This window comes from Micromonospora sp. SL4-19, from assembly GCF_047921475.1.
In the GTDB taxonomy this organism is placed as follows: Bacteria; Actinomycetota; Actinomycetes; order Mycobacteriales; family Micromonosporaceae; genus Micromonospora.
Window position 1 is genome coordinate 566,225 of the sequence record NZ_JBLROB010000001.1, and the last position, 20,135, is coordinate 586,359.

The 20,135-nt window shown below is 72.8% G+C and carries 27 protein-coding genes; 12 read left to right on the forward strand and 15 right to left on the reverse strand.

What is annotated here, in order from left to right:
* Window positions 1-76 precede the first annotated feature (76 nt).
* From ACNAVT_RS02525 to ACNAVT_RS02535, 3 genes are all read left to right on the forward strand, one after another.
* Window positions 77-706 carry a 5-formyltetrahydrofolate cyclo-ligase gene (locus tag ACNAVT_RS02525; RefSeq protein WP_416292386.1) on the forward strand — a complete coding sequence of 210 codons (630 nt, stop codon included), beginning with the start codon at window positions 77-79 and terminating at the stop codon, window positions 704-706.
* Window positions 707-782: 76 nt separating this feature from the next.
* Entirely contained in the window at window positions 783-1,139 is a 357-nt protein-coding gene (locus ACNAVT_RS02530) for an FmdB family zinc ribbon protein (RefSeq protein ID WP_416292387.1), read from the forward strand.
* A gap of 262 nt (window positions 1,140-1,401) precedes the next feature.
* Window positions 1,402-1,899 (forward strand): flagellar biosynthesis protein FlgA, encoded by a 498-nt coding sequence (locus ACNAVT_RS02535; protein WP_416292388.1) that lies wholly within the window; start codon window positions 1,402-1,404, stop codon window positions 1,897-1,899.
* Window positions 1,900-1,984: 85 nt separating this feature from the next.
* On the opposite strand, the gene ACNAVT_RS02540 is transcribed toward ACNAVT_RS02535, so the two are convergent.
* Complete coding sequence (locus ACNAVT_RS02540; protein ID WP_416292871.1) at window positions 1,985-2,158, reverse strand: hypothetical protein; 174 nt, start codon at window positions 2,156-2,158, stop codon at window positions 1,985-1,987.
* Between the two features lie 107 nt (window positions 2,159-2,265).
* On the opposite strand from ACNAVT_RS02540, the gene ACNAVT_RS02545 reads away from it, so the two are divergent.
* The gene (locus ACNAVT_RS02545; RefSeq protein WP_416292390.1) at window positions 2,266-2,835 is read left to right on the forward strand and encodes a hypothetical protein; all 570 of its coding nucleotides are present in this window, start codon (window positions 2,266-2,268) and stop codon (window positions 2,833-2,835) included.
* 10 nt (window positions 2,836-2,845) lie between these two features.
* On the opposite strand, the gene ACNAVT_RS02550 is transcribed toward ACNAVT_RS02545, so the two are convergent.
* Window positions 2,846-3,328 (reverse strand): DUF2231 domain-containing protein, encoded by a 483-nt coding sequence (locus ACNAVT_RS02550; protein ID WP_416292392.1) that lies wholly within the window; start codon window positions 3,326-3,328, stop codon window positions 2,846-2,848.
* 172 nt (window positions 3,329-3,500) lie between these two features.
* On the opposite strand from ACNAVT_RS02550, the gene ACNAVT_RS02555 reads away from it, so the two are divergent.
* The gene (locus ACNAVT_RS02555) at window positions 3,501-3,929 is read left to right on the forward strand and encodes a Fur family transcriptional regulator (RefSeq protein ID WP_416292394.1); all 429 of its coding nucleotides are present in this window, start codon (window positions 3,501-3,503) and stop codon (window positions 3,927-3,929) included.
* A 63-nt stretch (window positions 3,930-3,992) separates the two neighbouring features.
* Window positions 3,993-4,847, forward strand: coding sequence for an oxygenase MpaB family protein (locus ACNAVT_RS02560; protein ID WP_416292396.1), 855 nt, complete (start codon window positions 3,993-3,995; stop codon window positions 4,845-4,847).
* Between the two features lie 10 nt (window positions 4,848-4,857).
* Here ACNAVT_RS02560 and ACNAVT_RS02565 read toward each other — a convergent pair whose 3' ends face one another.
* From ACNAVT_RS02565 to ACNAVT_RS02615, 11 genes are all read right to left on the reverse strand, one after another.
* Window positions 4,858-5,703: a PD-(D/E)XK nuclease family protein gene (locus ACNAVT_RS02565; protein WP_416292846.1), complete on the reverse strand. Its 846-nt coding sequence runs from the start codon at window positions 5,701-5,703 to the stop codon at window positions 4,858-4,860.
* A gap of 144 nt (window positions 5,704-5,847) precedes the next feature.
* Window positions 5,848-6,462 (reverse strand): MarC family protein, encoded by a 615-nt coding sequence (locus ACNAVT_RS02570; RefSeq protein ID WP_416292397.1) that lies wholly within the window; start codon window positions 6,460-6,462, stop codon window positions 5,848-5,850.
* A gap of 28 nt (window positions 6,463-6,490) precedes the next feature.
* A complete protein-coding gene (locus ACNAVT_RS02575; RefSeq protein ID WP_416292398.1) occupies window positions 6,491-7,369 on the reverse strand; it encodes a PHP domain-containing protein in 879 nt (292 codons plus the stop codon).
* Window positions 7,370-7,424: 55 nt separating this feature from the next.
* On the reverse strand, window positions 7,425-8,690 hold the full coding sequence (locus ACNAVT_RS02580; RefSeq protein ID WP_416292399.1) for a hypothetical protein: 1,266 nt from the start codon (window positions 8,688-8,690) through the stop codon (window positions 7,425-7,427).
* Window positions 8,687-9,358 carry a SigE family RNA polymerase sigma factor gene (locus ACNAVT_RS02585; protein ID WP_416292401.1) on the reverse strand — a complete coding sequence of 224 codons (672 nt, stop codon included), beginning with the start codon at window positions 9,356-9,358 and terminating at the stop codon, window positions 8,687-8,689. Before ACNAVT_RS02585 ends, ACNAVT_RS02580 begins: the two co-directional genes overlap by 4 nt.
* Before the next feature lie 105 nt (window positions 9,359-9,463).
* Window positions 9,464-10,339: a PH domain-containing protein gene (locus tag ACNAVT_RS02590; protein WP_416292402.1), complete on the reverse strand. Its 876-nt coding sequence runs from the start codon at window positions 10,337-10,339 to the stop codon at window positions 9,464-9,466.
* 6 nt (window positions 10,340-10,345) lie between these two features.
* Window positions 10,346-10,504 carry a hypothetical protein gene (locus tag ACNAVT_RS02595; RefSeq protein ID WP_007455302.1) on the reverse strand — a complete coding sequence of 53 codons (159 nt, stop codon included), beginning with the start codon at window positions 10,502-10,504 and terminating at the stop codon, window positions 10,346-10,348.
* Between the two features lie 112 nt (window positions 10,505-10,616).
* Complete coding sequence (locus tag ACNAVT_RS02600) at window positions 10,617-11,303, reverse strand: DUF6758 family protein (protein ID WP_416292848.1); 687 nt, start codon at window positions 11,301-11,303, stop codon at window positions 10,617-10,619.
* 75 nt (window positions 11,304-11,378) lie between these two features.
* Window positions 11,379-12,002 carry a TrmH family RNA methyltransferase gene (locus ACNAVT_RS02605; protein ID WP_416292404.1) on the reverse strand — a complete coding sequence of 208 codons (624 nt, stop codon included), beginning with the start codon at window positions 12,000-12,002 and terminating at the stop codon, window positions 11,379-11,381.
* Between the two features lie 99 nt (window positions 12,003-12,101).
* Window positions 12,102-12,563, reverse strand: coding sequence for a hypothetical protein (locus ACNAVT_RS02610; protein ID WP_416292406.1), 462 nt, complete (start codon window positions 12,561-12,563; stop codon window positions 12,102-12,104).
* Between the two features lie 91 nt (window positions 12,564-12,654).
* On the reverse strand, window positions 12,655-13,170 hold the full coding sequence (locus ACNAVT_RS02615) for a MaoC family dehydratase (RefSeq protein WP_416292408.1): 516 nt from the start codon (window positions 13,168-13,170) through the stop codon (window positions 12,655-12,657).
* 544 nt (window positions 13,171-13,714) lie between these two features.
* On the opposite strand from ACNAVT_RS02615, the gene trxA reads away from it, so the two are divergent.
* The 3 genes from trxA to ACNAVT_RS02630 all read left to right on the forward strand — a co-directional run bounded on the left by trxA (window position 13,715) and on the right by ACNAVT_RS02630 (window position 15,595).
* Entirely contained in the window at window positions 13,715-14,077 is a 363-nt protein-coding gene (trxA, locus tag ACNAVT_RS02620; protein WP_416292410.1) for a thioredoxin, read from the forward strand.
* A 163-nt stretch (window positions 14,078-14,240) separates the two neighbouring features.
* Window positions 14,241-14,681, forward strand: a complete 441-nt coding sequence (locus ACNAVT_RS02625) for a hypothetical protein (protein ID WP_416292412.1) — start codon at window positions 14,241-14,243, stop codon at window positions 14,679-14,681.
* On the forward strand, window positions 14,678-15,595 hold the full coding sequence (locus tag ACNAVT_RS02630; protein ID WP_416292414.1) for an MFS transporter permease: 918 nt from the start codon (window positions 14,678-14,680) through the stop codon (window positions 15,593-15,595). Before ACNAVT_RS02625 ends, ACNAVT_RS02630 begins: the two co-directional genes overlap by 4 nt.
* Before the next feature lie 35 nt (window positions 15,596-15,630).
* On the opposite strand, the gene ACNAVT_RS02635 is transcribed toward ACNAVT_RS02630, so the two are convergent.
* Window positions 15,631-16,050 (reverse strand): thiol-disulfide oxidoreductase DCC family protein, encoded by a 420-nt coding sequence (locus ACNAVT_RS02635; RefSeq protein WP_416292416.1) that lies wholly within the window; start codon window positions 16,048-16,050, stop codon window positions 15,631-15,633.
* 91 nt (window positions 16,051-16,141) lie between these two features.
* Here ACNAVT_RS02635 and ACNAVT_RS02640 point away from each other — a divergent pair, with 91 nt between their 5' ends.
* Window positions 16,142-18,214 (forward strand): intein-containing Rv2578c family radical SAM protein, encoded by a 2,073-nt coding sequence (locus ACNAVT_RS02640; RefSeq protein WP_416292417.1) that lies wholly within the window; start codon window positions 16,142-16,144, stop codon window positions 18,212-18,214.
* Window positions 18,215-18,267: 53 nt separating this feature from the next.
* Window positions 18,268-18,675 carry a CoA-binding protein gene (locus tag ACNAVT_RS02645; protein WP_416292419.1) on the forward strand — a complete coding sequence of 136 codons (408 nt, stop codon included), beginning with the start codon at window positions 18,268-18,270 and terminating at the stop codon, window positions 18,673-18,675.
* 7 nt (window positions 18,676-18,682) lie between these two features.
* Here ACNAVT_RS02645 and ACNAVT_RS02650 read toward each other — a convergent pair whose 3' ends face one another.
* The gene (locus ACNAVT_RS02650; protein ID WP_416292420.1) at window positions 18,683-19,297 is read right to left on the reverse strand and encodes a TetR/AcrR family transcriptional regulator; all 615 of its coding nucleotides are present in this window, start codon (window positions 19,295-19,297) and stop codon (window positions 18,683-18,685) included.
* A 120-nt stretch (window positions 19,298-19,417) separates the two neighbouring features.
* On the opposite strand from ACNAVT_RS02650, the gene ACNAVT_RS02655 reads away from it, so the two are divergent.
* The gene (locus ACNAVT_RS02655; protein WP_416292422.1) at window positions 19,418-20,050 is read left to right on the forward strand and encodes a hypothetical protein; all 633 of its coding nucleotides are present in this window, start codon (window positions 19,418-19,420) and stop codon (window positions 20,048-20,050) included.
* Window positions 20,051-20,135 lie beyond the last annotated feature (85 nt).

Consider the following 20,135-nt stretch of genomic DNA (forward strand, 5'->3'; position numbering starts at 1 on the left):
CCCCGGAAGTTCCGCGCCGTTGTTGCGATGCTGACACAGAGCGACGGAGAGGCAAGCGTTGCGTCAGGAGTGTTGCGTGCCGGAATTTTCTGATGGAGCGGATGTCGCACATGAGGCGAAGCACGACCTGCGGGTCACGCTGCTCGCCCGCCGTCGGTCGCTGCCCGCTGGCGCGCGGGCGGAGGCGGCGGCGCGGGTCCAGGCCGAGCTGGTCTCCCTGGTACGCCGGCTCCGCCCGGCCCGGATGACCGGGTACGTGCCGGTCGGCTCGGAACCGGGCGGGAGCGACCTGCCGGCGGTGCTGCGCGCGGCGCTCGCGCCCGAGGCGGAGCTGCTGCTGCCGGTGCTCGCCGACGACCTGGACCTGGACTGGGCCGCCTACACCGACGCGGCGTCGCTGCGAGCGGCCGGGCGGGGGCTGCGGGAGCCGACCGGACCCCGGCTGGGGCGTTTCGCCGTGGCCACGGCCGAGGTGGTGATCGTCCCGGCCCTGGCCGTGGACCACCGGGGGCGGCGGCTGGGCCGGGGCGGCGGCTCGTACGACCGGGCGCTGGCCAGGGTGCCCTCGGCGGCGCTGACGGTGGCCCTGCTGCACGACGGGGAGCTGGTCGAGGTGGTGCCCGCTCAGCCGCACGACCGGCCGGTGCGCGCCGTGATCACCCCCGCCGGCGGCCTGCGTACGCTGGCTCGGGAACCGGTTGTCTGACGGCACACTTCCGCTGGACGAACCCGGGTTCCATGACGCACCATTGGCACTCGAATCCGTCGAGTGCCAACCGGCCGTGCCAGATCCGGAGGAGAACGTGCCCACGTACCAGTACGCCTGCACCGCGTGCGGCCACCAGCTCGAGGCGGTCCAGTCGTTCGCCGACGAGCCGCTGACCGAGTGCCCCGCGTGTGAGGGACGGCTGCGCAAGCTCTTCAACTCGGTCGGCATCGTGTTCAAGGGCTCCGGCTTCTACCGCACCGACTCGCGCTCGTCCGGGTCCGAGGCGGCAGCGAGCACCACGAGCAAGCCGGCGAAGTCCGAGTCGTCCTCCGGCTCGTCGAGCTCGTCGTCCGGGTCGACCGGGTCGACCAACGGCTCGTCCACCTCGCCGACCAAGACCCCGGCCGCCAGCACCTCCACCACCTCCTGACAACCTCCCGCACCACGCACCGCGCAAGATCCGCGCAGATTCCCCGGAAGAGTGGCCAATCCGGCATGGATGGCCACTCTTTCCGTGTATCAGGCCGCCGGCCCGGTTGGGGGGTGGGCGCGGCTAGCAGAAGGGGGCGGGGTGTGGGGGTTGTCCACAGGCGGGTGGGTTATCCACAGGGCGCCCTTCGCGGTCGGCGCCGGGGGGCTCCACGTTTCTAGGCTGCCGGCGTCCATCGGGTCGTGCGGGCAGGAGGGCGTGGGTGGTGGCGGGCGAAGGATCACTGCGGCCGGCGCGCTGGCGCGGCGTGCCCCGGGGCGGGACGCTGCTCCGGGTGGTGCTGGTCGCGATGCTGCTCGGTTTGGCCGCCGCCGTCCTGCAGGCTCCCACGGGATGCCCGCCCGGTTCGGCCCCTGCCGGCCCCGCCCCGACGGCGAGTCCCCCGCCCCAGGGCGACGGCGACCCGAGCGGTGCGCTGCCGCTGCCCAGCGGGTCGGTCGGCGTACCGGTCCGGCTGGCTGAGCCGGCCGCCCTCGCGGTGCTCCGCCCGGGCGCCCGGGTGGACCTGCTGGTCATCCCGGCGGGTGGGGCGGCCGGGGAGGCGACACTGCTCGCCCCGCGGGCGCTGGTGCTCGACGTGGTGGGCGCCGGAGCGGCCGACGGTTCCTCCGCGCTCTACCTGGCGCTCCGGCCCGAGCAGGCGCAACGGGCCGTGGGCGCGCCCGAGGGCAGTCGATTCGCGGTGGTGGTACGCGGCTGACCCGCCGTTCCGGCCTACGAGTGGCCGAGGCGACGGCCCCTGCGCCGCCAACCGGCCGAGCGGCCCCGCGTCGCCGCGTGGTCGGTCAGTCCCAGTGCGGCGGGCGCTCGGCCAGCAGCCAGTCGTCGTTGCCGCCGGGCCGCTCGCCCCAGCCATGGTCGGTGTCGTCGGTGGTCTGCTCGGGCAGCACCACGAAGTCGTCGCTGAGGTCGACCACGCGGTCGTCGCCGCTCACGCCACCCATGCCGGGATCGTTCACGAGCAGCAAGGATACCGGCGCCGGGGAAACGACACGATCGCCCGACACCGGCTCGCCCACCGCGTCCGGCGGGCCGACCGGCCGGGTCGTTGGTAGCGTCGGACGGCGTGACGACGCCGAGCGATGGCAGCCCCGAGGACGAGTTCTGGCGGCGCCCGACGCCGGGCCAACCGGCGGGGGGCGACGACGACCAGCCCGGCGGCTCGGCGGCAGGTCCTGGTCAGGGCAGCAACTTGACGGCGGCCGCCGGCCAACACGAGAGCTCGGCATCCGGTGGGGGCCAACCCGAGGACGACCCCTGGTCGGGTGCCGGGCAGTCGCACCGGCCCTGGTCGGAGGCGGGCCAGGCGGAGAGCCCGTGGGCCCGCCCGGGCCCGGGCGCGGAGAGGAACCCGGCCGGGGACGGCCAGCCTCGGCCCGGTGCCGGTGGCTGGCCCGGGAGCACCGTCCCGACCAGCGGCTATTCCGGTCCGCCGCCGACCACCCCTCCCCCTCCCGGCTGGCGCCCGCCGGTGCACGTGCAGCCCGCGCCACCCCGACCGCTGCCCGGGCAGGACATGGCCGCCATGGACCAGGCGGAGCAACAGGCCCAGCGGCTCACCTACGGGATCGGGGCGGTCGCGGGAGTGGTGCTGGTGATCCTGATGTGCCTGCTCTGCTCACGAGTGATCTTCTGACGCGACGGTGTCAGACCTGGCCGCTCCACACCAGCTGCGCACCGCTGTCGCCGGTCAGGTAGACGTACACCAGCGCGAAGACCGCGAGGACGACCACCATCCCGGCCAGCACCGGCGTCAGCCAGCGAGGCAGGCTGCGTACCCGGGCAAGGCCACTGGTCAGCAGGAGGAGCAGGAGCGCCGCCACCGCCAACCCGATGGTGAACCAGAACAGGGTGTCGGCGTACTCGGCGTGCTCCTCGATCTTCCTGAGAAACTCGCCACCGATCCCCCGCGTCCGCTGGAGCTCCTCGAACGCCTCGCCGGACTCCTTTGCCACGAAGGTGGCGATCGGAGTCACCACGGCGAGGCCCGCGACCGCCCAGTCGAGCCGCGACCGCCACCGGGGGAACACCCCGTACGCGACGGAGATCAGCGCCAGGAGCGGCACCAGCACCACGACGGCGTGCACGACCAGGGCGTGCAGCGGCAGGCCGTTGACTTCCAGGAACACCGACACCTCCAACGAGTGGACGGAACCGCGCCGTCAGCCTACGACGGGACTTGTCATCGCCCGTCGTCACACCGATACACGTCCACGCCAGGGACGCGGTTCACCCTGTGGCCCCGGCCACCCCGGTTCCCGCGCGCTTGTCGCCTCCGCAGGCCCGTGCTGTCATTAGGTCATGTCCAGTGGCGAGGAACTGCTCCGGTCGAGGGGCCTGCGGGTCACCCGACCGCGGCTCGCCGTGCTGGACGTGCTCGCCGCCGGCGGCCACCTGGAGGTCGACGAGATCACCCGTCGGGTCCGGGAGCGGCTCGACTCGGTCTCCACCCAGGCCGTGTACGACGTGCTCGGCGCGCTCTCCCGGGCCGGGCTGTCCCGCCGCATCGAGCCCGCCGGCAGTCCCGCCCGGTACGAGGCACGCGCCGGGGACAACCACCATCACGTGGTGTGCCGGAGCTGCGGTGACATCGCCGACATCGACTGCGCGACCGGCAGCGCCCCCTGCCTCGATCCGAACACGGCGCACGGCTTCGAGGTGGACGAGGCGGAAGTGACCTTCTGGGGTCTCTGCCCCGCGTGCCAGGCCCGCCGCTTCGCCGAGGACTGATCCTCGCCCCCGAGCCGGGCCTACGGGCGCGCTGGGCGGCCCGGCGCGTGGCACTCTTGGGCGGTGAACTCCGATGACCTCGGCCTGTTCGGCCCGGGATCGGTCACGTGGAAGGTGCACGAGGAGCCGATCCTGATCGTCGCCGGCCTGCGCTCGCTCTACCTGCAGGCCCTGCACCCCCTGGCGATGGCCGGAGTCGCCCAGAACAGCAGCTACCGCACCGACGCGTGGGGCCGGCTGATCCGTACCGCCACCTACGTGGCGACGACCGTCTACGGCACCACGGCCGAGGCGGAGGCGGCGGGCCGTCGGCTACGTACACTGCACGCCCGGATGCGGGCCAGGGACCCGTTCACCGGCGAGGTGTTCCGGATCGACGACCCGGAGCTGCTGCGCTGGGTGCACGTCACCGAGGTCGAGTCGTTCGTCAGCACCGCCCGCCGGGCCGGACTCACCCTGACCGACGCCGAGGTCGACGGCTACTACACCGAGCAGCGCCGAGCGGCGGCGCTGGTCGGGCTGGACCCGACCGACGTGCCGGGCACCGCCGCCGAGGTGGCCGACTACTACCGGCGGATCCGCCCGGACCTGCGGATGACGAAGGAGGCGGCGGAGACCGCCCTCTTCCTGACCGCCCCACCGATCCCCTGGAAGCTCAGCCTGCCGGTGAAGCTCGGCCTGCACCTCGGCCCGCCGCGCTGGGCATACCTGGGGATCGCCGGCACCGCGCTGGCGCTGCTGCCGGCGTGGGCGCGCCGGTTGTACGGCGGTCTGGGCCTGCCCACCACCGCGTTGTCGGCGGATCTCAGCGTCCGCGCGCTGCGGCTGGCCCTCGCGGCGCTGCCGCGCCGTTACCGGGAGGGGCCGATGCGGCAGGCCGCCAAGGAGCGGGCGGCCCGGCTCACCGCCGCCGCCTGATCCACCTCGGTCAGCCCGGGTCGGAGACCGGTTCGGCCGGGCGCTCCATGGCCGCCCACGGGTCCTTGCCCGGCGTCTGCGCCCCGGCGGGGCAGGTACGCCGGTAGTCACACCAGCCGCAGCGCGGCCCCGAGATGGGGGGAAACGCCTCGTCGGGATCGGCGCCGTCGGCGACCGCCCGCTCGGCGGCCATGATGTCCCGGGCGGTCTCCTCGGCCCGGGACAGCTGACGGTGCAGCGACTCCGGGGTGTGCTCGTGCGCGGCGACCGTGCCGCTGGGCAGGTGGTGCAGCTCGACCCGGCGGCAGGGCCGGCGGAACACCCGCTCGGCCGCGTACGCGTAGAGGGCCAGGGCCTGCGAGCCGCGGGCGTCGTCGGTGTCCAGCCCGGTGCGGCCGGTCTTGTAGTCGACGATGACCAACTCGGGCCGCCCGTCGGGGCCGGGGCGGGAGTCGATCCGGTCGGTGCGGCCGTTGAAGGCGAGCACGCCGGTCTTGACGGCGACCACCCGCTCCACCCCGACCGGTTCGTCGGCCGGGTCGAGCCCCGCCACGTACGACTCCAGCCAGGCCAGCGCCCGGCGGAAGGCGTCGCGCTCCTGCTCGTCGTCGCGGTAGCCCTCGCGAACCCAGGTGCCCTTGAGCAGCGTGCCCAGCACCTCCGGGCGGCGACGGTCCGGCGCGAGCGCGTACCAGTTCTTGAGGGCGGTGTGGACGCTGGCGCCGAGCGAGTTGTGCGCCCACGGCGGCCCCTTGGGCGGCGCGGGCCGGTCGACGTACGAGTAGCGGTAGCGCCGGGGGCAGTCGGCGTAGGCGCCGAGCTTGCTGGGTGTGCAGACGAAGAGGCGCTCCGGCATCCCCTCGAAGCCGAGCTGCTCGGCCTGCTCTGCGCGGGGCCGGGGCGGCCGGCCGCCGGCGGGTCGTCCGGTCGGGGAGGGTCGTCGCACGCCTGAGATCCTGCCACCCCGGTACGACATCCCGGCGACGGCGGGCCTGGTGGGTCAGCGCGTGGTGAGGAAGTGGGTCACGAAGGCGGCCACCGCGTCGGCGATGAGCTGCACCGCGATGGCCGCCAGCAGCAGGCCGGCGATCCGGGTGAGCACCTCGATGCCGCCCGGCCGGAGGACCTTGACGATCACGCCGGAGAAGCGCAGCGCCACCCAGACCGTGGCCATCACCCCGACGATCGCGAGGGCGATCGCGACATAGTCGGTGAACCCGCCGGCCTGCTGCACGAAGAGCATGGTGGCAACGATGGCGCCCGGCCCGGCCAGCAGCGGAGTGCCCAGCGGCACCAGGGCGATGTTGGAGGTGCTCTGCTGGCTCGGTTCGTCGGCCTTGCCGGTCAACAGCTCCAATGCGACCAGCACCAGCAGCAGTCCGCCGGCGGCCTGCAACGCCGGGAGCGAGACGTGCAGGTAGGCGAGGAGGGTCTGGCCGGCCACGGCGAAGACCACGATCACCCCGAGCGCGAGCGCGACAGCCTGCCAGGCGGCCCGGTGCCGGTCGCGCGCGGGCAGCGGCCCGGTGAGCGCGAGGAAGATGGGCAGCATGCCGGGCGGGTCGACGATCACCAGCAGGGTCACGAAGACCGCGCCGAAGAGCTTGAGATCCACCCGAACACGGTAGCCGCGTCGCAGTGGATCAATACGCGGGTCGCCCCGAAGCGACCGGGGTCACCCCGCCGGCCAGGGCGATGAGGCGTTCGTACACCTCAGGGTCGGTGGTGTGCGCACCGAGTTGGACGGTCTTGTGCGTCCCGTGGAAGTCCGACGACCCGGTGACCAGCAGTCCCAGCTCGGCGGCGAGCCTGCGGACGTGCTCGCGCTCGGCCGCCGTGTGGTCCTCGTGGTCGGCCTCCAGGCCGGCCAGGCCGGCCGCCGCCAGCTCCACGATCAGCTCATCCGGCACGATCCGCCCGCGGCGGCTGGCCCGGGGGTGGGCGAAGACCGGCACCCCACCGGCCGCCCGGACCAGCGCCACCGCCCGGAACACGTCGATGTCTTCCTTGGGCAGCCGGTACCGCTCGCCCAGCCAGTCCGGCCCGAACGCCTCGGTGGTGGTGGCGACCAGCCCGGCCCGGATCAGCGCCTGGGCGATGTGCGGGCGGCCGATCGTCCCGCCGCCCGCACCGGCCAGGATCTCCCGCCAGCTCACGTTGATGCCGTCGGCCTGCAACAGCCGCACGATCCGCTCGCCGCGCTCCTCCCGCGCCCGCCGCACCCGGGCCAGCTCGGCGACCAGCTCCGGCTCGGTCGGATCGAAGAGGTAGGCGAGCAGATGCAGCGGGATCGCCGGCTCGACGCCGTACCAGCGGCAGGAGATCTCCGCGCCACGGACCACGGTGAGCCCGGGCGGCAGCGCGCGGACCGCGGCCTCCCAGCCGGCGGTGGTGTCGTGGTCGGTGATCGCGACGACGTCCAGGCCGGCGTCGGCGGCGGCCCGGACCAGCTCTTCGGGGCTGAGGGTGCCGTCACTGGCGGTGGAGTGGGCGTGCAGGTCGATCCGGGCGGGGCTGGTCACCTCGCGAACGCTACCGCTCCGGCCCTGCCGCCGGCCGCTCGAGCGGAACGCCGGTTCAGGAGCGGACGTCGGCCACCACGACCGGTCGGTCCTCCGGGGCGACTCCGCCGACCGGCGAGGCGGCGGGGCGCTCGCCGGCCGCCACCCGGTCGGGGCGTACCCGGACCAGCTTGCCGGTGGCGTCGACGTGCAGCGCGATGCCTGCCCGGGTCCACGTCACCACCCCGGTCACCGCCGGCCCGGCTGCCTGCGCCGACACGCTGGACCCGAGCGTGCCCAGGTCGACCAGGAGTGCGCTCCGCGCGCCGTTCACCAGCAGCCACCGCCCGTCGGCGGAGACCCCGCCACGGCCGTCGGCGGCGAGCTCCGGACCGCAGCCGGTGCGGGTCGGGGCGAGGTCCCGTGCCGGGTCGAGCAGGGCCAGGCAGGTCCGCCGGGGTGTCCTGGTGGAAACCTGGCCGACCACCCGGCCGTCGGGTCTCACGCCGTAGACGTTCAGCACGTCCCGCTTGACGGCGCCCGGCTGCTCACCGGCCAGCCGACGCCAGACGCTGAACCCGCCCTGATCGGGCTGCCGGATCAGGACGGCGCTGTCGGCGAAGCCGACCGGCACCGCCCCCTCCCGGGCCGCCGTCCGGGTGGTCGCGACGAGCTGGCCGCCGACCAGGCCGGCGGCGAGGATGTCCGGGCCGTCGCGCCAGGCGACCTGGCGTCCGTCCGCGGCGACCGCGACTGCGTCCGCGCCGGCGAGCAGCACCTGCGGCGCGCTGTGGTTGGGCGGCACCCACCAGAGGGTACGGCCGGCCGGGGTGGCCACCGACGTCACCAGCCAGCCCCCGTAGTCGGGGACGCGCTGCGCCCCCTCGATGGAACTGACCCCGGTCAGTTCCCACCGTTCGCCCCCGCTCGTGTACAGCCAGGAGCCGACGATGACGTCGAGTTCGACGCGGACCGGCACGGTCGTGGGAGTCGGGACGGTGGACGGGGTGGGCAGCGGGGAGGGCGAGTATCCGTGCGGGTCGCCGAGCACGACGGTCGGCGTCGCTCCGCGGCCGGCCGGCCCGCCGAGCTGGGCCGTGCTGGTGGTGACCAGCACCGTGGCCACCCCGGCCAGGGCGAGCCCGGTCAGCGCGCGTCGGCGGCCGGTCCGGCGGGCCCGCCGGACGGCCATGCCGGCCGGGTCGGCGGCGAGCGGCCGCGACGTGGCGACACGGCGGGCGAAGGTGTCCCGCAGTGCCCGCTCCAGCTCGTCGTCGGTCACGGACATTGGACGCTTCGGCAGGCCCGTCTGGTTGTCGCAGGAATTCGGCGTACGGCTCATCGGGTCTCCACCGGCACGGTGGTGGCGGGGCGGACGAGGGCCGGGCGGGCCGGGACCGGGGCCGGCCGGGCCGGGACCGGCGGACGCACAGCCGGCGGTGGCACCGCCCGCGGCGCCGGCGTACGGGGCGCCGGGGTCGGCGCCTCCTCCTGCTCCGCGGGCAGTCCGAGGGCGGCCTCGGAGCCCAGCCGGCGGCGCAGCGTGTGCAGCGCCCGCGAGGTCTGGCTCTTCACGGTGCCCGGGGAGATCTCCAGCAGGGCGGCGGTCTGCGCCTCGGACATGTCCTCGTAGAACCGCAGGACCAGCACGGCCCGCTGGCGGGCGGGGAGGGCCTGCAGATGCCGCCAGAGCGCGTCCCGGTCGAGCTGCTGCTCGATCTCGTCGACGCCGGCCCGCTCCGGCAGCACCTCGGTCGGGCGTTCACCGTGCCAACGGCGCCGCCACCAGCTCGTCGAGGTGTTGACCAGGACCCGGCGGGCGTACGGCTCGATGGCCTCGATCCCGCCGAGTCGCTTCCAGGCCAGGTACGTCTTGGTCAGCGCGGTCTGGAGCAGGTCCTCGGCCGTCGCCCAGTCGCCCGCCAGCAGATACGCGGTACGCAACAGGGCGCTGGAACGGGCCGCGACGAACTCGCGGAACTCCTCCTCCAGCGGGTCCCTGCTCGCCACCGCTCACCTCCGCACCCTGTCCTGTGCATGGCAGGGTGCCATGCCCCGGCGGGTCGGGTCGACGGCAAATGGTGCGCAGTTCATCCGATGTTCGGACGAAAAGTTTCAGGCCCCGTCGTCTGCCTTGGCCTCGTCCGCCTCCTTGCCCAACCGCGCCTCGACGGCCTGCGGCTCGTACATCTCTTCGACGACACGCAGGTAGAGCTCGTTCGGGTTGGGCAGATTCTTGATCTCCCGGAGCGCCTGCTCCTGGCCGGCGGACTCCAGCACGAAGGTGCCGTAGTTGAGCGCCCGGCCGGTCGGCGACTGCTCGTACTTCATGTCGGTGACCCGGACCAGGGGCATCATCGCCACCCGGCGGGTGATGATCCCGTTGACGACCATCACCCGTTTGTTGGTGAGGATGAAGCGGTCGTACCACCAGTCCGCGACCCGCCAGGCGACCCAGGCCATCACGGCGAACCAGAGCAGCACCAGGACGGTGGTCAGCGCCCCGACGTCGCGCCCGGCGAGGAAGCCGGAGAGGTAGCCGAGGACGAACGTGGTGGCGATGCCGATGATGATCGGCGTGGCGAGGTGGATCCAGTGCCGCTTCCACTCACCCCGGTAGCGCTCCGTGGGGAAGAGGTAGCGGGCGACCAGCGCGCTGGGCTCGTCCTCCAGCGGCAGCACCCGGCGGGGGGACATGCCGGAGGCGCCGGCGCGCAGGCCGGCCAGCTCGTCCTCGGAGATCTGCGGCGGCTGGTAGCCGCCCTCCGGGTCGCGGATCCAGGCACGCCCGGAGCGGCCCTCGCCGGCGTAGCCCGGCCCGTCGCCGAAGGCGGCGTCATCCGAAAGGGAGGGACCGTCGCCGTAGCCGGGGCCGGGGCCGTAGCCCGGGCCGTCGTCGGGGCCGATGCGCGGGATCGGCTCGGTGTCGCGCTCCCGGCGCTCCCAGTCGGGATCGTCGGGGTCGAACGGGGGACCGGAGGGGCTTCCCATCGGAGACTAGGCGACGAGGCTGGTGAAGAAGTCGCCGAAGCCCTGAGCGATGTCCATGATGCCGCCGCCGAGGGACTTGAAGACGTCGGCGGCGGAGTTCGGCCGGTACGCAACGAAGAAGATCAAGAATGCGATGCCGGCCCAGGTGAGGACCTTCTTGACCATAGCGGGCCATCCTCTCGCGCGGCGCCGGGTTTACCGCAGTGGCACCCAGAGTATCAGTATGGTGTCGTACAGTGAATCTCTGCGTCTGTCTCCGGCCGACGGTGCCGGCCGGTCAGGCCCGCCCCTGCAAATACGGAGACGGAGCGCCGTACACGAGTTCGGGCGGAGTCCACTCGGTGAGGTCGTGCAGCACGACTTCTTCCGCGAGGAGATGACCCGCACTCGCCGGCCAGGCTATCGCATGGAGCCACATTCCCCGAGCCTCGCCGGCGTACGCACTTCGATCGGTCGGCGAATGCACGAGCCACAGTGGAGTGGGGTGACCGCCGACGCGGATCTTGGCGCGCGGCACCCGCTCGGGGTGACCCGGGCCCGGCTCCGACAGCGCCTCCGCGACCTGCGGCCCCGGGTCGGGACCGGGCAGCCCGGCGAACCGGGAACCCAGCCCGACGCCCGGCTCCTCGGCGACGAAGAGAAGGTCGGCCGGTCCACCGTCGAGCGGGGCCGGGCCGGCGCAGGCCACCGCGGTGGCACGTATCCCGCCCCGGTCGTCGCCGGCCCAGGCCACCCCGCTCAACGTCCACCCAATGGGCAGCGGCCACGGGCACCAGAGCGGTACGCCCGACCGGCCGGACGGATCGGCGTCGGCGGCGACCCGCTCCACCACGCTGGCCAGGATCTCGGCCCCGATGTGCGCGGGTACGTGCAGCGGCGGCACCGGACCGCAGCGCAGGCACCGGGACTCACCATGCATCAGGTCGGGCTCCCGCACCGACCCTCCGCACCTCGGACAACTCATCGCGACGCTCACGTCTCCACGGTCACCCCGCGCCAGCGGGGCGTCAAGCGGAGCGGGCGGATCTGGCGGATCGGTTCAGTCCGGGGGTGGCCCGGCGTATGAGCGGATCCAGGCGTGCATGGCGATGCCGCTGGCCACCCCGGCGTTGATCGACCGGGTGGAGCCGTACTGGGCGATGGAGAAGAGCTGGTCGCAGGCGGTCCGGGCCACGTCGGACAGCCCCGGCCCCTCCTGGCCGAAGAGGAGGACGCAGCGGCGCGGGAGCACGCCGGTCTCCAGCGGCTTCGAGCCGGGCAGGTTGTCGATGCCGACCACCGGCAGCTGCCGCGCCGCGGCCCACGCGACGAACTCCTCGATCGTGGGATGGTGCCGGACGTGCTGGTAGCGGTCGGTCACCATGGCGCCGCGCCGGTTCCACCGCCGCCGCCCGACGATGTGCACCTCGGCGGCGAGGAAGGCGTTGGCGTTGCGGACCACCGTGCCGATGTTGAAGTCGTGCTGCCAGTTCTCGATGGCCACGTGGAAGTCGTGCCGGCGCCGGTCCAGGTCCGCCACCACGGCCTCCCGCCGCCAGTAGCGGTAGCGGTCCACCACGTTGCGCCGGTCGCCCTCGGCGAGCAGCTCCGGGTCGTACCGCGGGTCCTCCGGCGGGTCGCCGGGCCACGGCCCCACACCCACGTCGAGCTGGTCGTCGGTCACGGTTTCCAGAGCGTACGGCCCGACCCGGCGCCCGCCTCCGCGAGGGTTCTCCGACCCGGTCGGCCGAGCGGCCGGCGCCGGCCGTCGGACGGGGCTCGGTCAGCGCAGGTCGAGCGCGCCGGCGACCCGGTCGAGGAAGCGCCGGTCGGCAGGGCTGGACCCGGTCTCTCCGGCCCGGCAGACCCGGGCCGCGACGGACTCCACCCACTGCCGGTACGCCGCCGAGTCCGCCGGGTCGGCGCGTCGCCGCAGGACCCGGACCGCTGCCCGGCATGCGGCGAGCAGGTCGACCAGGTCGGTGAGCCGCTCGTCCCGCTCGACGGTGCCGTCGTGCCGGGCGTAGATCGCGGAGACCACGGCCCGGACCAGATCGCTGTCGAACCCTCGGCCGGCCGCCACGGCGTCCAGACCGGCGAGCCCGGCGGCCACCCCGCGCGGCGCGCGGCCCGGTCCCGGCGATGCGGCGGCGACGAGAACCCGGCCCGGCAGCTCGGTCAGCAGGTCCCACTCCGCCGCGGAGTAGGCGGCGGTGGTCAGCGGTGCGGCACGGCGCTCGCTCATCGGGGGACCTCCGGCGTCAGCATATGCCCAGGAACGAGAAATGAGCCCCTTCCGCACCAGATCGGAAGGGGCCCGCGTCGTACGTCGGGCGTCAGCGCGGCTCGGGGAAGCTGGGCCGCTCCGGATCGACGCCCTCGGGCACGGCGGCGATCACGTACTCCTTCTTGGGGACCATCACCTTGCGGCGGAACACGCAGACCAGGGTGCCGTCCTGGTTGTAGCCCCGGGTCTCCACGGCCACCACGCCGCGGTCCGGCTTCGAGGAGGACTCCCGCTTGTCCAGCACCGTCGTCTCGCCGTAGATGGTGTCGCCGTGGAAGGTCGGGGCGACGTGCCGCAGGGACTCGACCTCCAGGTTGGCGATCGCCTTGCCGCTGACGTCCGGCACCGACATGCCCAGGAGCAGTGAGTAGATGTAGTTGCCGACCACCACGTTGCGCTTGAACTGGGTCGCCGACCCGGCGTAGTGGGCGTCCATGTGCAGCGGGTGGTGGTTCATGGTGAGCAGGCAGAACAGATGGTCGTCGTACTCGGTGACCGTCTTGCCCGGCCAGTGCCGGTAGACCGCGCCGACCTCGAACTCCTCGTAGTAGCGACCGAACTGCATCCTTGTCCCCTTCGACGGGCGGCGATGGAGTTCGGCACAGCATGCCTTACCGCCGGTTAAGGCGGCGACGAGGGCGTTGCTGGCGAGGAAATGTCACATCCGGACCGACCCGGGGGGAGACGCAATGAGCGGCGGGGCCCTCCCCGGCACCCGCCGCCCACGCTCTGATGCAACAGATTCTGCCGTACGACAAGGCCATGCCGACAGAGACGGGCGTCACATTTATCTTTTCGTAACAACACGCTGCGTGACGAGCGACCACTCCCAAGGCGATCTCTACAGCCCGGATAGCGCCTTGTCAAGCATCAAATTGCCGCCCGTGGTGCACGCTCACCGCGATCTCCATGGAAACGCTCCCATCACGGGTCGTCACTCGAATGCACGTGCACCTGCACTCCCCGGGGCGAACGGGACAGATTGTGCTCGATGCCTCTGAGCGTGACCGCGGCGCTGCACAGCGTTTCGTCGCGCACATCACGGGAATTGGGGGGCGTCGCCCCTGGTTCCACTGGATGTAGGCAATCCGCGCTGATCGGAGAGTGCAATGGCAACGGTTGAGCTGACCACGGCCAACTTCGACGAGGTGACCGAACAGGACGGCATCGTTCTGCTCGACTTCTGGGCCGACTGGTGCGGCCCGTGCAAGCGCTTCGCCCCGGTCTACGAGCGCTCGTCCGAGAAGCACCCCGACATCGTCTTCGGCAAGATCGACACCGAGGCGGAGCAGGAGCTGGGGGCCAAGTTCAACATCCGCTCCATCCCCACGGTGATGGCGATCAAGGACGGCGTGATCGTCTACGCCCAGCCGGGCGCCCTGCCGGAGTCCGCGCTGGAGAACCTGATCGAGCAGGTCGAGAAGCTGGACATGGGCGAGGTCCGCGAGAAGATGACCAAGCACGAACACTGAGTCACCAACGACTACCGCACCGGCCGGGCCCCACCACGGGGCCCGGCCGGTGGCGTCTCCGGGCCGTCGGTGTGCCCGACCGGCGCCGGCAACGAAATGGCCGGCCCGGAGTAGCCGACGGACGGACCCCGCCGGGGCGCCGATCCCGTATCGTGACCAGCCGATGGAGACCTTGACCACCCGCGGGCGCACGGTCCGGCTGGGCGCCACCGTGCTCGGGTTGGCGCTGCTCCTCGCCGGCACTGTCCGCGGCACCGATGACGATTTCCCGTTCGGACCGTTCCGGATGTACTCCACCTCCGAACCGCCGAACGCGCCGGCGCCGGACACCCGGGTCGAGGGCATCGACCGCACCGGCGCGGTCGTCGCGCTCGGCCAGGACGCCACCGGCATCCGCCGCGCCGAGATCGAGGGCCAGCAGGACCGTTACGCGGCCGATCCAGGCCTGCTGCGCCAGGTCGCCGAGGCGTACGCCGAGCGCCACCCCGCCGCCCCCGCGCTGGTCGAGGTCCGCATCGTGGTCCGCTGGTACGACATCCAGGGCGGCCGCCCGACCGGCCGCTGGACCGACCGGACCGCCGTACGCTGGCTGGCCACCCCGTGATCGGCTGGCTGACCGAGGCGGTCCCGCGCGGCCGGGTGGCCGCCTTCCGCACCCTCGTCTACCTCTTCGTCGCCGCCGACCTGGTCGTCTTCACCCCTTGGGTACGCACCCGCGTCGACGTGCCCGGCGACCTCTACCAGCCGCTGCTGATCGGCCGGCTGCTCCCGCTGCCCACTCCCACCCCGGCGCTGGTCGGCGTGATCTTCTGGCTGCTGCTGGCGCTCGCCCTGGCCGCGGCGACCGGCCGGGCGCCCCGGCTGCTCGGCTGGGCGGTCTTCGCGCTCTACTTCGAGTGGATGATCGTCGCGATGAGCTACGGCAAGGTCGACCACGACCGGTTCGGGCTCCTCGTCGCACTGGCCGCCCTGCCCACCGCCGGGCGGGCCCGGCACGGCGATCCCACCCGCACCGAGGCGGGCGGCTGGGCCCTGCGGGTCAGCCAGATCGCGGTGATCTGCACGTACTTCCTGGCGGCCTGGGCGAAGTTCCGTTTCGGCGGCCTCGACTGGGCGACCGGGTCCGTGCTGGCCCGGGCGATCATCCGGCGCGGCACCGATCTGGCCGACCTGATCGCCCAGGTGCCGCACCTGCTGGTCGTCGCCCAGTTCGGCATCCTCGCCTTCGAACTGCTCAGCCCGCTGGTCTTCTTCCTGCCCGAGCGCTGGCGGCTGGCCGCCGTCGGCTTCTTCTACTCGTTCCACCTGGTGACCATCGCGACGATCACCATCTCGTTCGCTCCGCACCTGGTGGCGATGACCAGCTTCCTCCCCCTGGAGAAGGTCCGCCCGGTGGTGCGGGCCCGACGGCTGCTGGCCCGTCGTCGCGGCCCCTCCGGCACGCCCGACGGCGGCACCACCCCGACCGCCCCGCTCGGCGGCACCGAGCCCGCGGTCGGCCAGGCCGCCAGCACCTGACCGCCTGATCGATGCCCAGCCTCGCCGTGGTCGGGTCAGGAGTCGGCGGCGGGGCGGCCGGTCGGGCCGTAGAGGCGTTCCCGGGCCGCCTGGGGCAGGGCGCACGCGGCCGTGCCGCCCGGCAGCCGGTGCCGGTTGCGGGCCACCCACCGGTACGCCGGCCAGGCGGCGGCCCGCACCGCAGGGAAGCGCAGGCCGGCACCAGCGACCCGCCAGAGCGGGCCGCTGTCGCCGAGCAGCCTGGCGATGGCGTCCGGGCCGGCGGCACGGGAGCCGTCGGCGCCCACCCACTGCACCGCCTCCTCACACTCGGCCTCCGTCAGGCCCAGCGCCGCCAGGTCGGCGAACTGCCAGGGCAGCACCCGCGCGCCGGTGGGGATCCGGCGCTCGATGAACTGCGCGCAGCGGGTGCAGAAGGCGCAGTCGCCGTCGTAGACGAAGGTCGACGTTTCCATGCCCCCATCCTGCACCCGGTCGACCCGCTCCGGCGCGCGATGTCCGGCGAGTCACTTGCGCGCTCTTCGTACGCGTGTTCGAATGAATGCCATGCGCTGGGACAACCTCTCCGCTCCCCCGGACGAGGGGACTCCCGACGGGGCAGCGCCAGCGACTCCACCCCTGCCGCTGGCGCTCCCCGGCGCGATCGCCCGCACCTTCGACACCCCCGGCTTCGCCGGCATGACCTTCTACGAGGTGCGCGCCAAGTCGATCATCAACCGGGTGCCGGGCCAGTCCCGCGTGCCGTTCGAATGGACGATCAACCCGTATCGGGGATGCAGCCATGCATGTGTCTATTGCGTCGCCGGTGATACGCCAATCTTCATGGCGGACGGGCGCACGAAGCCGATCAGTGAGCTGGAACCTGGTGACCGGATCTACGGCACCGAGCGGCAGGGCGCGTACCGGCGATACGTGGTGACCACGGTCCTCGACAAGTGGTCAACGGTGAAACGGGCCTACCGGGTCACCTTGGAGGACGGCACCACGCTGGTCGCCAGCGGTGACCACCGCTTCCTCACCGAGCGCGGCTGGAAGTACGTGACCGGTGCTATGGGCGGTGCCGGGCAGCGGCCTTACCTGACCACCAGCAACCGGTTGATCGGGACCGGTCGGTTCGCAGCCGGACCCAAGGAGTCGGCCGACTACCGCCAGGGCTATCTCTGCGGCATGGTCCGGGGTGACGGAACTATCGGCGTCCACCCCCTTCGCAACAGTTGGTCACACCAGTTCCGCCTGGCATTGACAGACAAGGAGGCACTCGATCGAACCGAGCGGTTCCTGAGGGAATCAGGTGTGGAGACAAGGCGCGCCCCCTTCGGACAGGCCAAGCCGAATCGACGGGCGATGGAAGCCATCCGGGCATCGGGCATGCAGAAGATCGATGCGATCAAGGAGCTGGTCCGCTGGCCGGACGCGCCGACGGACGACTGGCGGCTCGGCTTCCTCGCCGGCGTCTTCGACGCCGCGGGCAGTTGCAGCCTCGGCGTGTTCCGGATCAGCAACTGTGCTGACGACATCCTTGGCCGGACCGCCGACGCCCTGGACCACTTCGGCTTCCGTTGGGTCGTCGAGGATTCCGGCCGCCCCAACCGGTTACGGCAGATCCGGCTGACCGGCGGCCTGCCCTCCCGCCTACGCTTCTTCCACCTGACCGACCCGGCCATCACCCGCAAACGGACCGTCGCGGGAGCGGCGCTCAAATGCAGCGCGAAGCTGCGGGTGGTCAGCATCGAGGACCTCGGCCTCGAGCTGCCGCTCTGGGACATCACCACCGGCACCGGCGACTTCATCGCCAACGGAGTGGTCAGCCACAACTGCTTCGCCCGGCACACCCACACGTACCTCGACCTCGATGCCGGGGCGGACTTCGACCGGAAGGTGATCGTCAAGGTCAACGCCGGGGAGCTGGTCCGCCGGGAGCTGGCCGCGCCGCGCTGGCGCGGCGCGCACATCGCGATGGGCACGAACGTGGACTGCTACCAGCGGGCCGAGGGCCGCTACCGGCTCATGCCGCCGATCATCGAGGCGCTCCGCGACTTCGCGAACCCGTTCTCGATTCTGACCAAGGGCACCCTGCTGCTGCGGGACCTGCCGCTGCTGCGCCAGGCCGCCGAGGTGACCCGGGTCGGGCTGTCATACTCGGTCGGCTTCATCGACGAAGAGCTGTGGCACGCGGTGGAGCCGGGCACCCCGAGCCCGCGCCGCCGGCTGGACGCGGTCCGGCAGCTCACCGACGCCGGGTTCGAGGTGGGCGTGCTGATGGCGCCCATCCTGCCCGGGCTCAGCGACGGCGACGAGTCGATCGAGGCCACGGTGGCGGCGATCGCCGCTTCCGGGGCCAGCAGCGTCACCCCGCTGGCGTTGCATCTGCGCCCCGGCGCCCGCGAGTGGTACGCGCACTGGCTGGCGCGTGAGTTCCCGCACCTGGTCCCCCGCTACCGGCAGCTCTACCGGGCCGGGGCATACGCGCCGCAGGCGTACCAGCGGGAGCTGACCGCGCGGGTGCGGATAGCGGCCCGCCGGCACGGGCTGCACCGAGGCGAGCGGGGTGACAACCGCGGGCTGCCCGCCGCATCACCACCACCACCACCCGAACAGCTCTCCCTCCTCGAGGTCTGATCCCAGCGGGCACTCGTCGGGCCGTCGGCCTCGGTCGCGGTTAGGCTCGGCTGGTGCGTTCAGCCCAGCAGATCCTCGCCGACTCCGCCGTGATCGCCGTCGTGGGCGCGTCCCGCGACCCGGGCAAGGCCGCGCACCGGGTGCCGGTGGAGATGCAGCGGTACGGCTGGCGGATCATCCCGGTGAACCCGACGGTGGACGAGCTCTTCGGTGAGAAGGCGTACCCGTCGCTCGCCGACATCCCGCACCCGGTCGACCTGGTGGACGTGTTCCGCCCGGCCCGGGACGCGGTCGAGGTGGTCCGGGAGGCGGTGGCGATCGGCGCCCCGGCGGTGTGGTTGCAGCTCGGGATCGTGTCCGCGCAAGCGCGGCGGATCGCCGAAGAGGCGGGGATCGACTACGTCGAGGACCGCTGCCTGATCATCGAGCGAGCCGCCGCGGGGTTGACCCGGCTCGGGTGAGCGGCGCTCAGCCGACGGGTTCCGCCGGCCCGAAGATCAGGTCCAGCTGGGTGTCGAGGGCAGCGAGCGCGGTCTCCGCCGGGTAGTGCCCGCCGAGCAGGTAGATCCCGAGCCCCTCCATGATTGCCAGCAGGCCCACGGCGGCCCGGTCCGGGTCCACGCGTCGGTCGGGCGGCCGGGTGCTCTGCGCGGCGTGGATCTGCCCGGCGATGAAGGCCAGCAGGCCGGCGGTCTCCTGGTGCAGCGCCGCGGCGACGCTCGGCCGCACCGCCGTGTACGCGAGGAAGACCAGCGCCACCCTGCCGTCGGCCCGGCGCGCCTCGTCGAGGGGCAGCAGCTCGACCAGCATGGCCCGCAGAAGCGCCCGCGGGGCGGGGTTGTCACCGAGCGCCGCGACGGCCCGGGTCACCCGGGCCTCGCCGTGCTCGCGTACCACCGACAGGGCGAAGGTCATCATCTCGTCCTTGGTGCGGAAGTAGTGCTGCACCATCCCGGACGAGACCCCGGCCTCCGCCGCCACGTGTCGCAGGCTGACCGCTTCCAGCCCGTGTTCGGCGGCGACCCGCATCAGCGCGTCGGCGATCAGCTCGCGGCGCTCCCGGTGGTCGACCCGCTTCGGCATGCCCTCATGTTTTCACAATGCGACTGCATTGACACGCTCACCGCCCACCGTTTACGTTGCAACTGCAATGGGAAAGACCTGAAGGGCGGGTGACCTGTGCGGAAGCACCGTGCTGCGCTCGTGCTGCTGCGTCGCGTGGTCGCGTACGAGGTGGGCATGTGGCTCAGCCTCGGCCGCTGGCTGCTCCGCCGGCCGCCGGCGGTGGAGCCCGGGGCGGCGTCGTTCAGCTACGTCGGCGTGGTGAAGCCGATCCTCGTCACCTTCATCGCGCTCTCCGCGATCGAGATCCCGATCTTCGATCTGATCCTCCGGCACACCGTCCCGTGGCCGTCGGTGCGGCACACCGCGATCGTCCTCGGCGTCTGGGGTCTGCTCTGGATGATCGGTCTCTTCGCCAGTCTGCGGATCCACCCGCATGTCGCAGGCTCGGCGGGACTGCGCGTGCGCAACGGGATCTCGGTCGACCTTCTGGTGCCCTGGTCGGCCGTCGCCCGGATCGAGCACCGATACCGGTCACTGCCCTCCAGCCGCACCGTCCAGGTCGAGCAAGCCGAGACGGGGACGATCCTGAACATCGGCACCGGCAGCCAGACCGCCGTCGACGTGGTCCTGTGTGAACCGCTCTCGGTAGGGCTCCCCAAGGGCCCGAGCGGGCCGGTCCACGAGATCCGCCTCTACGCCGACGACCCGGCGGCCCTGGTCGCCCGGGCCCGCGAGCACCTGGCGATACGACTGGCCGGGCCGGAGAACTAGGCCGGCGCACGCCGAGCGGCCCGCCCAGGACCGGCGCGCACCAATATCAGGAGCGACGAGTGTGGAGCACGGGCCATAACCTGCA

What these genes read in the sequence shown, in the direction of transcription:
- ACNAVT_RS02555 (WP_416292394.1), top strand. Translation starts at nt 3,501, where the DNA reads ATGTCCAGTGGCGAGGAACTGCTCCGGTCGAGGGGCCTGCGGGTCACC.
- ACNAVT_RS02565 (WP_416292846.1), bottom strand. Translation starts at nt 5,703, where the DNA reads ATGCCGGAGCGCCTCTTCGTCTGCACACCCAGCAAGCTCGGCGCCTAC.
- ACNAVT_RS02580 (WP_416292399.1), bottom strand. Translation starts at nt 8,690, where the DNA reads ATGAGCCGTACGCCGAATTCCTGCGACAACCAGACGGGCCTGCCGAAG.
- ACNAVT_RS02590 (WP_416292402.1), bottom strand. Translation starts at nt 10,339, where the DNA reads ATGGGAAGCCCCTCCGGTCCCCCGTTCGACCCCGACGATCCCGACTGG.
- ACNAVT_RS02595 (WP_007455302.1), bottom strand. Translation starts at nt 10,504, where the DNA reads ATGGTCAAGAAGGTCCTCACCTGGGCCGGCATCGCATTCTTGATCTTC.
- ACNAVT_RS02600 (WP_416292848.1), bottom strand. Translation starts at nt 11,303, where the DNA reads ATGAGTTGTCCGAGGTGCGGAGGGTCGGTGCGGGAGCCCGACCTGATG.
- ACNAVT_RS02610 (WP_416292406.1), bottom strand. Translation starts at nt 12,563, where the DNA reads ATGAGCGAGCGCCGTGCCGCACCGCTGACCACCGCCGCCTACTCCGCG.
- ACNAVT_RS02615 (WP_416292408.1), bottom strand. Translation starts at nt 13,170, where the DNA reads ATGCAGTTCGGTCGCTACTACGAGGAGTTCGAGGTCGGCGCGGTCTAC.
- trxA (WP_416292410.1), top strand. Translation starts at nt 13,715, where the DNA reads ATGGCAACGGTTGAGCTGACCACGGCCAACTTCGACGAGGTGACCGAA.
- ACNAVT_RS02625 (WP_416292412.1), top strand. Translation starts at nt 14,241, where the DNA reads ATGGAGACCTTGACCACCCGCGGGCGCACGGTCCGGCTGGGCGCCACC.
- ACNAVT_RS02635 (WP_416292416.1), bottom strand. Translation starts at nt 16,050, where the DNA reads ATGGAAACGTCGACCTTCGTCTACGACGGCGACTGCGCCTTCTGCACC.
- ACNAVT_RS02640 (WP_416292417.1), top strand. Translation starts at nt 16,142, where the DNA reads ATGCGCTGGGACAACCTCTCCGCTCCCCCGGACGAGGGGACTCCCGAC.
- ACNAVT_RS02650 (WP_416292420.1), bottom strand. Translation starts at nt 19,297, where the DNA reads ATGCCGAAGCGGGTCGACCACCGGGAGCGCCGCGAGCTGATCGCCGAC.